We start from the raw sequence: 13348 nt of genomic DNA on the forward strand, positions 1-13348 counted from the left end.
AATGAAGGAATCATCATGGCTGCATCGACTTTTTATATTCCGCCAGTAAACGTTATTGGCGCTGGTTCTGTTACTGAAGCGATGAATACTATCCAGCAATACGGATATCGTCGGGCATTAATTGTCACCGACGCGATGCTGAATAAATTAGGTATGGCGGGTGAAGTACAAAAGGCGTTACAGGAGCGGGATATTTTCAGCGTGGTGTATGACGGCGTGCACCCGAACCCGACGACTCTGAACGTCGAAAGCGGTCTGGCGCTGCTGAAAGAGAATAACTGCGACTGCGTGATTTCCCTGGGTGGCGGTTCCCCGCACGATTGCGCGAAAGGTATCGCGCTGGTCGCGGCAAATGGCGGCAACATCCGTGACTATGAAGGGGTGGACCGTTCGGCAAAACCGCAATTGCCGATGATCGCTATCAATACCACCGCCGGTACGGCTTCCGAAATGACCCGCTTCTGCATCATTACCGATGTCGATCGCCACATCAAAATGGCGATTGTCGATAAGCACGTGACGCCGGTTCTGTCGGTTAACGACTCCTCGCTGATGATGGGGATGCCGAAATCGCTGACCGCCGCCACCGGTATGGACGCGCTGACTCACGCTATCGAAGCCTATGTTTCTATCGCGGCGACGCCGATCACCGATGCCTGCGCGTTGAAAGCGATGACCATGATTTCGCAGAATTTAACTCACGCAGTGGAAGATGGCGGCAATGAACAGGCGCGTGAAGCGATGGCCTATGCGCAGTTCCTTGCCGGTATGGCCTTCAACAACGCGTCGCTGGGCTACGTCCACGCAATGGCGCACCAGCTGGGCGGCTTCTACGATCTGCCGCACGGCGTCTGCAACGCCGTACTGCTGCCGTTTGTGCAGGAGTACAACTGCAGCGTCGCCGCCGCGCGTCTGCGTGACTGCGCGCAGGCAATGGGCGTGAACGTTGCCGGGCTGAACGATAAGCAGGGCGCGGAAGCCTGCATCGCGGCCATCCGCGAGCTGGCGCGTAAAGTCGGCATCCCGGCCGGTCTGCGCGATCTGAACGTTAAAGAAGAGGATATCCCGCTGCTGGCCAGCAACGCGCTGAAAGATGCCTGCGGTTTAACCAATCCGATTCAGGCGACCCACGAAGAGATTATGGCGATTTTCCGCGCCGCGATGTAATCCTAAAAACTCCCCGGCGGCGATACGCCGCCGGGTGAAGCGCCATTCCCCCCGGTTTTACCCAAATTTGATGTCGCATTTGCCTAAAACGTTGCTGATTCCATTCAGGATCAAAGCGCGTAGCGGGGCTTTTCTGGCACGCTGCGTTTTTATCCCGAATGGAGTTGAGGATGAACCGGTTTATTATCGCCGATGCGCAAAAGTGTATCGGCTGTCGAACCTGCGAGGTGGCCTGCGTGGTATCGCATCAGCAGGATCAAGATTGTTCTACCGTTTCTGCAAGACGCTTTACGCCGCGGATTCGGGTGGTTAAGAGCGATGAGCTATCAACGGCGACGCTGTGCCGTCAGTGCGAGGATGCGCCCTGCGCGAACGTCTGCCCGGAAGGGGCAATACGCCATGAAGGCGACGTCTGGCGAGTCGAGCAACGGCTGTGCATTGGTTGTAAAAGCTGTATGGTGGCGTGCCCTTATGGGGCGATGACGGTGATGTTGACTGACGAAGGCGTGCAGGCGCTGAAGTGCGACCTGTGCGCGCACCGGCAAACGGGGCCGGCGTGCGTAGCGGCCTGCCCGACTCAGGCGCTGCGCTGTATTGAGCCCGCCGAGCTGGAAAGATTAAGCGCCGAGCGCCGCCGTTGGGCGGCGCAGGCAATGTAATCGGATGTTCCCGGTCAGTCATGGCCGGGAAACACCATCAGGCGTCTTGCTCCTGCCAGGCGCGCTCAATCTCTTCGGCAAGAATTTTCACTCCCGCCTCGATTTTCTCCGGGTCCGGCACGTAGTTCATGCGCATGCACTGATGCGTATGCGGCCACGGCTTGTCCAGCCCCGGGAAGAAGTAATCGCCCGGCACCATCAGCACACCGCGTTGTTTCAGGCGCTGATACAGCAGCTCGGTGGAGATCGGCAGATCCTTAAACCACAGCCAGAGGAAAATCGCCCCTTCCGGTTTATGAATCAGGCAGCGTTCTTCCGGTAAATAGCGGCGAATGGTAGCGATAGTTTCCTGAACACGCTGATAATAGAACGGTTTAATCACCGTCTCCGACAGACGCAGCAGGTCTTTACGCTTAATCATTTCGCACATCATTGCCGGGCCAATGCCGCCCGGAGCGAGGCTGATAATGCCGTTCATATTGCTGATGGCGGTAATGATTTTCTCGTTGGCGATGATAATGCCGCAGCGCGTGCCCGGCAGGCCGAGCTTGGATAAGCTCATGCACAGCACGATGTTCGGATTCCACAGCGGGCGCGCTTCGCTAAAAATAATACCCGGGAAAGGCACGCCATAGGCGTTATCAATAACCAGCGGGACGCCGTGCTGATTGGCGAGGGCATCCAGCTTAATAAGCTCTTCGTCGGTAATGACGTTGCCGGTCGGGTTGGTTGGCCGGGAGACGCAGATCATCCCCGTCTCTTCGGTGATCTGCAGATGTTCGAAGTCCACGTGATACTTAAACTGGCCTTCCGGCAGCAGCTCAATGTTGGGACGGGTGGCGACAAACAGATCCTCTTCCAGCCCGGAATCGGCGTAGCCGATATATTCTGGCGTCAGCGGGAACAGCACTTTGCGGGTGGTGCCGTCGGCACGGCGGCCGGCAAACAGGTTAAATAAGTAGAAAAACGCGCTCTGACTGCCATTTGTTAGAGCAATATTCTGTGGTTCGATCTCCCAACCTAATTCTTCACGCAGCATTTGCGCAAGCAGGGTCAGAAGCTCGCTTTTCCCTTGCGGACCATCATAATTGCAAAGCGCATCAAGGGCTTTGCCGTTATCCAGCATATCGGCCAGCAGGCTATTGAAGTATTCATTCATCTCCGGGATTTGCGCGGGGTTGCCGCCGCCCAGCATGATAGCGCCCGGTGTGCGCAGGCCGTCATTGAGGTCTTCCATTAGGCGGGTGATGCCTGAATGACGGGTGAATTTGTCGCCGAAAAGTGAAAATGTCATCGCGGATATTCTGTTGGTCTTCTGGAAAGGGAATTACCATAACGCCAGCGTCAACGCGGTGCAAATCGGCACAGGGGGGAGCGATTTAATTTTTGTTCTGCTAATAGGGTTAATTTTAGTAATTTGTGCTGAAAAGGCTCCCGCCAACGGCAAGGAGCCCGGTAAGCGTCTGCTATTGCTGTCCGGCCCAGACAACCATCACTTTATCAGCGCTGCTTTCACGCACGAAACCATAGCCCTGCTCTAGCGTCAGCGTCTGTTGTTTACCCATACCAATGGCCGGATGGCGGGCGCGGAATTGGGCGATTTTTTGCCAGTGTGCGACGTTACCGGCCGCGTTGCCGGCAACATCCTGCCAGTTCATATCGGAGCGGGTACCCTGCAGCGGGTCGGAGCCCGTGGGGCCGAACGGGCGCGAAGATTCATCGCCATAGAAGAGTTGTACGGCGCCTGGCGCGAGTAATAACAGTTCCGCCGCCCGGCTGCCGCCTTCGCGGAACAGGCGGGTATCGTGCGAGGAGAGATAGCTCAGCACGTTGAAACCCTGCAGCTTGTCCGCCATCTGCTGCCAGGTGGCGTCCATGTCTGCCAGACAGTCCACCGCTTTCGCCGCTTGATCCTGATAATCGAAATTAATCATCGCGTCGAAGCCGTGGCGATAGTAGTCGCTTTGCATTACGCCGTGACCCCAGGCCTCGCCGGTCATCCAGAATGGCGCATCATCCAGCGCTTTCTGCGGATTCGCTTTTTTCCATTCCGCCAGCGCGGCCGTGGCCTGCGTTTTGAGCTGCTGCCAGGCGTCCGGTTCGACGTGTTTCGCGGTATCGACGCGGAAACCGTCAATCCCGTAGTCGCGTACCCATTGGCTAAGCCAATGGGTCAGATAGTCCCGTGGCGTGTAGCCGGCTATCTCTTTGGCGGCGGTATCTGGTTTGTGACGATAGAAATTTGGCAGGCCAGAAGGGATCGTCGATTCGGTTTTCAGGTCCGGCAGGAACGCCAGCGACATGGTGAAATCGTCGAAACCCGGATTGTCGTAGTCGCCGATATCGGTGCGGATCCATTTTTTCCCCCACCATTGTTCCCAGCCTGCTTTATCGCTGAAGTTGATGTAATCATTGAAGCTGTGCCAACTTTGCCCCGACGCCGGTTTCCAGTCGGTCCAGCGCTCGCCAAGCGTTTTTTTCAGTTCATCGCCTTTCAGATACAGCGAGCCGAAGTGAAATTCCTGCATATCGGCGAGCGTGGCGTAACCGGCGTGATTCATGACGATATCAAACAGCACGCGTATACCGCGCCGATGGGCCTCATCAACCAGTTGTCGAAGGTCGGCTTCGTCGCCCATGTTGGCGTCAAGACGGGTCCAGTCCTGGGTGTAGTAACCGTGATAGGCGTAGTGGGGAAAGTCGCCTTTGGTGCCGCCGCCGACCCAGCCGTGAATTTGCTCCAGCGGTGAACTTATCCATAGCGCGTTGACGCCAAGCTGTTGAAGATAATCCAGCTTGCTGGTCAGCCCTTGTAAATCGCCGCCGTGGAAGGTGCCTATCTCCTGCATACCGTCTTTATGGCGCCCGTAGCTGTTGTCGTTGGCCGGATTGCCGTTGACGAAGCGATCGGTCAGGACAAAATAGATCGTGGCGTTGTGCCAGTTAAACGGCGCGCTGGCGACGCTATTCGCTTGTTCAAGCAGCAGGAGCCCATTACTACCAGCGGCGGGCCGCAGCGTGATTTTGCCCGCTTTCACCGTGGCGATATTACCGCTATAAAAATCGCGGACCTGGCTTCCTTCAGCGAACGTTTGGCCGACGTCGAGCGTCAGCGGTTTACCATCCCATTTGGGACACTGGCGCAGCAGCGGCTGCGTACTGGTAGTGTGCTGTTCCGCCAGCGACAGCATCAGCGTTGGCGTACCGGAGCGGGTATCGACTTCCAGCGTATAGCGCCCGTCACGGAACACGCGCCACTGCGGCGGAGTATCCCGGCAGGGTTCCAGCGACAGCATCTGATTGAGTTTTATCGCCCCCGCCGGCTGCCAGCACTGTTGGTCAAAACTTATCCGCAAAGGGCGGGTACCCTTCGTCACCTCATTTTGCGTCGTGAAACGGCCTGCATCCTGTTCAGTGAAGGCGGGGAAGTCAGCGGTTGTCCAGGCGGCAAAGGCCATCCCGGGCAGCAGTAGCGAGGCAAGCGCAGCGAGTTTCATGCTGGAGTCCTGTTAGTGGTTTTTATCACAGTGTGTCTGCGCGCCATAAGGTTGAAATCATCCCGCCGGTAATTTTGCGGGGAGGATGAAAAGGGGTGAGTGATTTAGCTCAAAAAATGAGCTATAAATGAGACGGAGATAGCATTTCTGCGCATTCGCGACGGTGCAGAAACCGATTTCAGGTGACAGCAATTCGGAATTGGACTATTTCTCTTGATGCTCTCTCTGGGTATTTTTGATACTATTCGCGATTCAACTATCGATTTTTTGCGAAAAACAAGGTGTTGGAATGAGTAAATCCGACCAGGAGACCTAATGATATCGATTCCCATGCGACGATATGGGGCTGCGATACTCATGTTACTTACCTGTATATTTTCAGGTAGTGTGTTGGCAACAACGCACACAGCAACAAAGAGTCATAAAGCCTCAGTAGTTAAGAAAGTAAAGAAGCCCAGTAGTATCAAGGTTAGCAGTAAACAAGAGTATTCTCGCAATAGTGTAAAGAGCAGTTCACTTCCTGATTTGCGAAAATACCCTTCCGGGACACCAAGGAAAAAAGCGTTTCTCCGGACGGTTATGCCTTACATTACAAAGCAAAATCAAGCGATCACGGCAGATCGTAACTGGCTTGTCTCTAAGCAATACGACGGCCGTTGGTCGCCGAGCGAGCAGGCGCGTCTGAAAGATATCGCCTCACGTTATAAAGTGAAGTGGTCTGGCAATACTCGCCGTATACCATGGAACTCGCTGCTTGAGCGCGTCGACATTATTCCAAACAGCATGGTGGCGACCATGGCGGCGGCGGAAAGCGGTTGGGGCACCTCGAAGCTGGCGCGCGTGAACAACAACCTGTTTGGTATGAAGTGCGGCGGCGGCAATTGTCGCGGTGCGATGAAAGGCTACTCCCAGTTTGAATCGGTCGAGCAGTCGGTTCAGGCTTACGTGAGAAACCTTAACACGCATCCGGCTTATTCATCCTTCCGTAAGTCTCGCGCACAGCTGCGTAAGACGGACCAGGAAGTGACTGCCAGCGCGATGATCCACAAGTTGAAGGGGTACTCGACGAAAGGGTCGAGCTATAACAACTATCTCTTCGCTATGTATCAGGACAATCAGCGCTTAATTGCCGCTCATATGTAATCATCAATGCCCGGTGCGTAAGCCCGGGCATTTTTCTTTTCTGCTACATCATCACTTCACTGTGCCGATCGCGGTATTCTTTCGGCGTCACGTCGTACTCTTTCTTAAACACTGAATAGAAATACTGCAGCGACGGATAACCGCACATCTGCGAAATTTCGTTTATCGATAGCGTGGTGGAGACCAGCAGGCTGCGCGCTTTTTCCAGCTTTTCGCTGTGGATCACCGTGTGGATGGTCTCGCCGACCTCTTCTTTAAAGCGTTTTTCCAGATTAGAGCGAGAGATGCCGACGGCGTCGAGCACCTGCTCAACCTTGATGCCTTTGCAGGCGTGATTGCGGATATAATGCATCGCCTGAATCACCGCAGGGTCAGTGAGCGAGCGATAATCGGTGGAGCGCCGCTCAATGACGCGCATCGGCGGCACCAGCAGCCGCTGTAGCGGTAGCGCTTCGTTTTCCAGTAATCGATGCAGAAGTTTCGCCGCCTGGTAGCCCATCTGTCGGGTACCCTGCGCCACGGAAGAGAGCGCGACGCGGGAGAGATAGCGGGTCAGTTCTTCGTTATCGATGCCAATGACGCACAGTTTTTCCGGCACCGGAATATGCAGCAGCTCACAGGCCTGCAGAATGTGACGGGCGCGGGCATCGGTCACGGCGATAATACCGGTTTGCGGCGGCAGCGTTTGCAGCCAGTCGGCAAGCCGATTTTGCGCATGCTGCCAGTTTTCCGGCGCGGTCTCCAGCCCCTGATAGACCACGCCACGGTATTTCTCTTTGGCGACTAGCTGGCAGAAGGCGTGTTCGCGCTCCCTCGCCCAGCGCTTGCCGCTGGATGTCGGTAGCCCGTAAAAAGCGAAACGGTTCACGCCTTTTTCTTTCAGATGCAGGAATGCGCTTTCGACCAGCGCGGCATTATCGGTGGCGATATAGTGAACAGGCGGATAGCATTCTGGCTGGTGATAGGAGCCGCCGACGCCGATAATTGGCACTTTGACATCCGCCAGCAGTTTTTCTATCTCCGGGTCGTCGTAATCGGCGATAACGCCATCGCCCAACCACTCTTTGATGTTTTCGATACGTGCGCGAAAATCTTCTTCGATAAAGATATCCCATTCCAGCTGCGATGCCTGCAGATATTCGCCAACGCCTTCAACCACCTGACGGTCATAGGCTTTGTTGGCGTTGAATAACAGCGTAATGCGGTGACGCTTTTCAAACATAGATGATATTCCTGCTCTTACCCCGGTCATACAATACCGGCTAATGCCCGAATTATTTCAAGCGCCTTTTGGCGAAGTTTGGCGGTGGCGCAAGTTATTCGGGCATTTTTCATAGTGATACCGTTATGTTCTCCGCTTGGTAGCCGAATCCATCCAGACCGCCAACAGTAAAATGGCGCCTTTGACGATGTATTGCCAGAAGGTGGCGACGTCCATCATGCTCATGCCATTATCCAGCGCCGACATAATAAACGCCCCCATTACGGCCCCTGCCACGCTGCCGATACCGCCCGCCAGGCTGGTGCCGCCAATCACGCAGGCGGCGATGGCGTCCAGTTCGGCGATATTGCCGGCGGAAGGCGAACCCGCTCCCAGTCGCGAACTGAGGATCAACCCGGCGATGGCGACCATCAGGCCGTTAATAGCGAAGACTGCCAGCTTGGTGCGCTCGACGTTAATCCCGGAGAGGCGGGCCGCTTCCAGATTGCCGCCAATGGCATAGATACGACGGCCAAAAGCGGTGCGGGTCGCCATAAACATGCCCGCCAGCAGCAGGGCGGCGAGTATGAGCACCGGCGTCGGCACGCCGCGATAATCATTGAGCAACCAGATAGCGCCCAGCACGATAACTGCGATGATGGTCTGACGGCCAACGGCGCCGCCAGAACTGGTGGTCGCCAGCCCTAACGCCTGTCGGCGCATCCGCCCGCGCCATTGCCAGATGATAAAGGCCGCCATGCCAATAACGCCGATACCAAAGCCGATGCCGTCCGGTAAATAACTTTGGCCGATTTGCGACATCGCCGGCGTGGTGGGCGAGACGGTGGTACCGTTGGTAATACCGATTAAAATTCCGCGAAACGCCAGCATCCCGGCAAGGGTAACAATGAAAGAGGGCACCTTGCGATAGGCGACCCACCATCCGTTCCACGCGCCGAGCAGCAGCCCCATGACCAACGTAACGAGGATGGTGAGCGGCAGCGGCCAGCCGAGCCAGACGTCGAAAATCGCCGCCGCGCCGCCGAGCAGCCCCATCATCGAGCCGACGGACAGATCGATTTCCGCCGAAATGATCACGAACACCATGCCGACGGCGAGGATGCCGGTGATGGCGGTTTGCCGCAGGAGGTTGGAGATATTACGCGCGCTCAGATAGGCGCCGTCGGTAACCCAGGTAAAGAACAGCATAATGGCGATAATCGCGGCGATCATCACGAAAACCTGGAGATTGAGCCCTTTCAGCGCCGGAAAAGCGGCAGGGGCGGATGGCGTAAGTTTGATTTCAGACGACGTGTTTTTCGACATGGCGTTCGCTCCTCAGTGCGGCTTCCATCACCTGTTCCTGGGTCAGACCTTGGTTATGCAAATCGGCCTTAAGCTTGCCTTCGTGCATCACCAGTACCCTATCGCTCAGCCCGAGCACTTCAGGCAGTTCGGATGAGATCACGATGACGGCGATGCCTTGCTGCACCAGTTGATTGATAAGCTTGTAGATTTCGTATTTCGCACCGATATCGATGCCGCGGGTTGGTTCATCGAGGATTAAAATGCGCGGATTGAGCAGCAGGCAGCGGGCCAGAATCGCCTTTTGTTGATTGCCGCCGCTCAGGCGGCCAATCGCCAGATCCGGCGATGACGTTTTGATTTTCAGCCGCTGAATCGACTGCTGAATGCAGTGCTGCTCTGCGGCGTCGTCGAGGCTGCTTGCCGGACCGGTGAACTGGTTTAATGCCGCGAGAGTGATGTTCTTGCCGACAGCCATCACCGGCACGATGCCGTCTTTTTTGCGGTCTTCCGGCACCATGGCGATGCCATGGGCAATTGCCTGTTGGCAGTTGTTAATCGTCACCGGCTGTCCGTCGATAAAGATGCTTCCCTGCCAGCGCCCCGGCCAGACGCCAAACAGACATTGCACCGCCTCGGTGCGCCCGGCGCCGACTAACCCGGCGATGCCAAGGATTTCGCCGCGGCGGAGGGAAAACGACACGTCGTTGACGCGCTTGATATGACGGTTAACCGGGTGCCAGGCGGTGAGATGCTCGACCCGCAAGATCTCATCGCCATGACTATGTGGTTCATTTGGGTACAGCGCCGTGAGCTCGCGCCCGACCATCATAGTGATGATGTCATCTTCATTCATCCCGCTGGCGTCGCGGGTGCCAATATGCTGACCGTCACGTATTACGCAGATAGTGTCGGAGATGGCTTTAACTTCATTGAGCTTGTGCGAAATATAAATACAGGCGATGCCGTGGTTTTGCAGATCGCGAATAATCGCCAGCAGCGTCGCGGTTTCTTGTTCGGTTAATGATGCCGTGGGTTCATCGAGGATCAGCAAACGTACCTGTTTATTTAGCGCCTTGGCAATCTCGACCAGCTGCTGCTGGCCCAGGCCTAAATCGCCAACGCGGGTATCGGGCGAGATCGATAAATTCACCTGCGCCAATAGCTTCTGGCAGCGCAGGGTCATGGTTTCGTAATCCAGCAGGCCATGGCGTGAGATCTCGGCGCCGAGAAAGATATTTTCCAGCACCGTGAGATGCTTCACCAACGCCAGCTCCTGGTGAATAATGGCGATACCTTTACGCTCGGTATCGCGAATATGATTCGCCTGTAACGTCTCACCAGCGAAAATAATTTCACCTTCGTAGCTGCCGTGCGGATAGATCCCGCACAGCACTTTCATCAGCGTTGATTTCCCCGAACCATTTTCACCGCATAACGACACCACTTCCCCGGCATTCAGCCGCAGGCTGACGTTATCCACGGCCTTAACCGCGCCGAAGGCTTTGGTGATGTTCTTCATTTCGAGTAACCAGGACATAGAGACTCCGCAAAAGCGATATCCGGCAGGACGAAAATGACGCCCCGAGGCGGGGCGTCAGCCATTACAGTTCACTCTTTTTGTGGAAACCGTCTTTAATCACCGTGGCGTCAATATTCTCTTTATTGACTTCAATTGGCGTTAACAGGCGCGAGGGGACATCTTTTAAGCCGTTATTCAACGTGGCGTCAGCCTTGGGTTGCTGGTCATTGCCTAATTCAACGGCGATTTCGGCAGCGCTAGTGGCAAGCGTGGTAATCGGTTTATAAACGGTCATTGTCTGGGTGCCGGAAATAATACGTTTCACGCCAGCCAGATCGGCATCCTGCCCGGAAATGGCGACTTTACCCGCCAGCCCCTGGGCGCTTAGCGCCTGGATAGCGCCACCGGCGGTCGCATCATTGGAAGCCACTACCGCGTCAATTTTGTTGTTATTCGCCGTCAGCGCGTTTTCCATGATTTTTAACGCATTTTCCGGCAGCCAGCCGTCGACCCACTGATCGCCGACGATCTTAATTTTGCCCTCATCGACATAAGGTTTGAGCACCTTCATCTGGCCGGCGCGGAACAGTTTGGCGTTATTATCCACCGGCGAGCCGCCCATCAGGAAATAATTACCCTGCGGCACTTTGTCAACCAGGCTTTGGGCCTGCATTTCACCGACTTTTTCATTGTCGAAAGAAATATAAAAATCGATGTCAGCATTATTAATCATGCGATCGTAGGCGAGGACTTTAATTCCCTCCTGCTTCGCTTCTTTAATAACGTTACTGAGCACCTGGCCGTTGTAAGGAATAATTACTAAAACATCGACGCCGCGATTGATCATATTTTCAATTTGCGACATTTGCGTTTCTTCGTTGCCATTGGCGGATTGCACAAATACTTTGGCACCTAATGATTCCGCTTTATTGACGAAAATATCGCGATCTTTTTGCCAGCGTTCCAGACGAAGGTCGTCGATGGCCATCCCAATCTTAACTTCTTTAGCCATGCCCGCCATGCTGGCGAGAAGGAGCGATGAGGCGCAGAGCGTAAGGCAAAGGTTCTTTATCTTCATAATAACGATACCTTTTCAAAGGGTAGGTAAGGCGTACAGGAATAAACTTCAGGTTGCAGATACGTTGCAGATTCTTAACGGGGAAGCGAGGGCTGGCAATTACCTGTTCTTATTTTCGCATTATGAAATTTAGTTTGTTTTGTAATTTATGACCGCGATCGTATTTTATTCAAGAGTATGCAGGTTATTTCATTTTACATCCATCATAGGATTCCATAAATGATGTGGAGAGGAATTATTTTTGCGAGCTGGCGCACGTTTGTGGATTCTCTCAATGGCGGTGTGAAATAACGTAATTGAGGAAGGCGAAAGTGGAATTCTATATTGACGTATAACTTGTTACTCGCCGCACCCCTGAATATGGAGTTCTCTATGCAGACCTATTTCGATCAACTCGATCGCGTTCGTTATGAAGGCCCTAAATCGACTAACCCACTGGCTTTCCGTCACTACAATCCGGATGAATTAGTACTGGGTAAACGCATGGAAGACCACCTGCGTTTCGCTGCCTGCTACTGGCACACTTTCTGCTGGAATGGCGCGGATATGTTTGGCGTGGGGTCCTTTGATCGTCCATGGCAGCAGCCGGGCGAAGCGCTGGAAATGGCGAAACGTAAAGCCGAAGTGGCATTTGAGTTTTTCCATAAGTTGAATGTGCCGTATTACTGCTTCCATGATGTCGACGTTTCTCCGGAAGGCGCTTCGCTGAAAGAGTACAGCAACAACTTCGCGCAGATGGTGGACGTACTGGCGGAAAAACAGCAGCAGAGCGGCGTTAAACTGCTGTGGGGGACGGCAAACTGCTTTACCAACCCGCGTTATGGCGCAGGGGCGGCGACGAACCCCGATCCGGAAGTCTTTAGTTGGGCGGCGACTCAGGTGGTCACCGCAATGAATGCGACCCACAAGTTGGGCGGTGAAAACTACGTTCTGTGGGGCGGTCGCGAAGGCTACGAAACCCTGCTTAATACCGATCTGCGCCAGGAGCGCGAGCAGATTGGCCGCTTTATGCAACTAGTGGTTGAACACAAACACAAAATTGGTTTCCAGGGCACCCTGCTGATCGAGCCGAAGCCGCAGGAGCCGACCAAGCACCAATATGATTATGATGCCTCCACGGTTTACGGGTTCCTGAAACAGTTTGGTCTGGAAAAAGAGATTAAACTGAATATTGAAGCCAACCACGCCACCCTTGCCGGCCACTCTTTCCACCACGAGATCGCCACGGCTATTGCGCTGGGCCTGTTCGGTTCGGTGGACGCGAACCGCGGCGATGCGCAGCTGGGCTGGGATACCGACCAGTTCCCGAACAGCGTAGAAGAGAACGCCCTGGTGATGTATGAGATCCTCAAGGCGGGTGGCTTCACCACCGGCGGCCTGAACTTTGATGCTAAAGTTCGTCGCCAGAGCACCGACAAATACGATCTGTTCTACGGCCATATCGGCGCGATGGACACTATGGCGCTGTCGCTGAAAGTCGCGGCGCGCATGATTGAAGACGGCGAGCTGGATAAACGCGTGGCGAAACGCTACGCCGGCTGGAACGGTGAATTGGGCCAGCAGATCCTCACAGGCCAGATGACCCTGACCGACATCGCGCACTATGCGACTCAGCATAACCTGGCGCCGCAGCATCACAGCGGGCATCAGGAACTGCTGGAAAACCTGGTAAACCATTATCTGTTCGATAAGTAATGCCGACAAAAGTGCCCGCTAAAACCGGGCACTGGCTGTAAACCATTTGTGCTGCGCCACGCTTTGCCGTGGCGTTCGCGT

10 protein-coding genes are annotated in these 13348 nt (G+C 54.8%); 4 read left to right on the plus strand and 6 right to left on the minus strand.

Annotation, left to right across the window (positions count from 1 at the left end; translation table 11 throughout):
* Nucleotides 1-15: 15 nt before the first annotated feature.
* On the plus strand, nucleotides 16-1167 hold the full coding sequence (gene yiaY, locus ABLV07_RS09055; RefSeq protein WP_015369197.1) for an L-threonine dehydrogenase: 1152 nt from the start codon (nucleotides 16-18) through the stop codon (nucleotides 1165-1167).
* Between the two features lie 170 nt (nucleotides 1168-1337).
* Complete coding sequence (locus ABLV07_RS09060) at nucleotides 1338-1826, plus strand: 4Fe-4S dicluster domain-containing protein (protein ID WP_063443084.1); 489 nt, start codon at nucleotides 1338-1340, stop codon at nucleotides 1824-1826.
* 37 nt (nucleotides 1827-1863) lie between these two features.
* Here the strand turns inward: ABLV07_RS09060 and avtA are convergent, their stop codons facing one another.
* Both avtA and ABLV07_RS09070 read right to left on the minus strand, forming a co-directional pair.
* A complete protein-coding gene (gene avtA / locus ABLV07_RS09065) occupies nucleotides 1864-3120 on the minus strand; it encodes a valine--pyruvate transaminase (protein ID WP_015369199.1) in 1257 nt (418 codons plus the stop codon).
* A 172-nt stretch (nucleotides 3121-3292) separates the two neighbouring features.
* Nucleotides 3293-5323: an alpha-amylase gene (locus tag ABLV07_RS09070; protein ID WP_348853497.1), complete on the minus strand. Its 2031-nt coding sequence runs from the start codon at nucleotides 5321-5323 to the stop codon at nucleotides 3293-3295.
* A gap of 315 nt (nucleotides 5324-5638) precedes the next feature.
* Here ABLV07_RS09070 and ABLV07_RS09075 point away from each other — a divergent pair, with 315 nt between their 5' ends.
* Complete coding sequence (locus ABLV07_RS09075) at nucleotides 5639-6466, plus strand: protein bax (protein WP_020077703.1); 828 nt, start codon at nucleotides 5639-5641, stop codon at nucleotides 6464-6466.
* Between the two features lie 43 nt (nucleotides 6467-6509).
* On the opposite strand, the gene xylR is transcribed toward ABLV07_RS09075, so the two are convergent.
* The 4 genes from xylR to xylF form a co-directional block, all read right to left on the minus strand.
* On the minus strand, nucleotides 6510-7688 hold the full coding sequence (gene xylR, locus ABLV07_RS09080; RefSeq protein ID WP_047048270.1) for a D-xylose utilization transcriptional activator XylR: 1179 nt from the start codon (nucleotides 7686-7688) through the stop codon (nucleotides 6510-6512).
* 123 nt (nucleotides 7689-7811) lie between these two features.
* A complete protein-coding gene (gene xylH, locus ABLV07_RS09085) occupies nucleotides 7812-8993 on the minus strand; it encodes a xylose ABC transporter permease XylH (RefSeq protein WP_032715309.1) in 1182 nt (393 codons plus the stop codon).
* Nucleotides 8971-10512: a xylose ABC transporter ATP-binding protein gene (locus ABLV07_RS09090; protein WP_020077705.1), complete on the minus strand. Its 1542-nt coding sequence runs from the start codon at nucleotides 10510-10512 to the stop codon at nucleotides 8971-8973. The genes xylH and ABLV07_RS09090 overlap by 23 nt, the downstream gene beginning before the upstream one ends.
* Before the next feature lie 64 nt (nucleotides 10513-10576).
* A complete protein-coding gene (xylF, locus tag ABLV07_RS09095) occupies nucleotides 10577-11572 on the minus strand; it encodes a D-xylose ABC transporter substrate-binding protein (RefSeq protein ID WP_032715308.1) in 996 nt (331 codons plus the stop codon).
* A gap of 372 nt (nucleotides 11573-11944) precedes the next feature.
* On the opposite strand from xylF, the gene xylA reads away from it, so the two are divergent.
* On the plus strand, nucleotides 11945-13267 hold the full coding sequence (gene xylA, locus ABLV07_RS09100; protein ID WP_015703780.1) for a xylose isomerase: 1323 nt from the start codon (nucleotides 11945-11947) through the stop codon (nucleotides 13265-13267).
* The last annotated feature ends 81 nt before the right edge of the window (nucleotides 13268-13348 follow it).

It is taken from the genome of Klebsiella sp. CN_Kp097, assembly GCF_040064495.1.
In the GTDB taxonomy this organism is placed as follows: Bacteria; Pseudomonadota; Gammaproteobacteria; order Enterobacterales; family Enterobacteriaceae; genus Klebsiella; species Klebsiella aerogenes.

Excerpts from the sequence above, each read along its gene's own strand:
- yiaY (WP_015369197.1), top strand. The coding sequence starts at position 16 with ATGGCTGCATCGACTTTTTATATTCCGCCAGTAAACGTTATTGGCGCT.
- ABLV07_RS09070 (WP_348853497.1), bottom strand. The coding sequence starts at position 5,323 with ATGAAACTCGCTGCGCTTGCCTCGCTACTGCTGCCCGGGATGGCCTTT.
- ABLV07_RS09090 (WP_020077705.1), bottom strand. The coding sequence starts at position 10,512 with ATGTCCTGGTTACTCGAAATGAAGAACATCACCAAAGCCTTCGGCGCG.
- ABLV07_RS09060 (WP_063443084.1), top strand. The coding sequence starts at position 1,338 with ATGAACCGGTTTATTATCGCCGATGCGCAAAAGTGTATCGGCTGTCGA.
- xylA (WP_015703780.1), top strand. The coding sequence starts at position 11,945 with ATGCAGACCTATTTCGATCAACTCGATCGCGTTCGTTATGAAGGCCCT.
- avtA (WP_015369199.1), bottom strand. The coding sequence starts at position 3,120 with ATGACATTTTCACTTTTCGGCGACAAATTCACCCGTCATTCAGGCATC.
- xylR (WP_047048270.1), bottom strand. The coding sequence starts at position 7,688 with ATGTTTGAAAAGCGTCACCGCATTACGCTGTTATTCAACGCCAACAAA.
- ABLV07_RS09075 (WP_020077703.1), top strand. The coding sequence starts at position 5,639 with ATGATATCGATTCCCATGCGACGATATGGGGCTGCGATACTCATGTTA.
- xylH (WP_032715309.1), bottom strand. The coding sequence starts at position 8,993 with ATGTCGAAAAACACGTCGTCTGAAATCAAACTTACGCCATCCGCCCCT.
- xylF (WP_032715308.1), bottom strand. The coding sequence starts at position 11,572 with ATGAAGATAAAGAACCTTTGCCTTACGCTCTGCGCCTCATCGCTCCTT.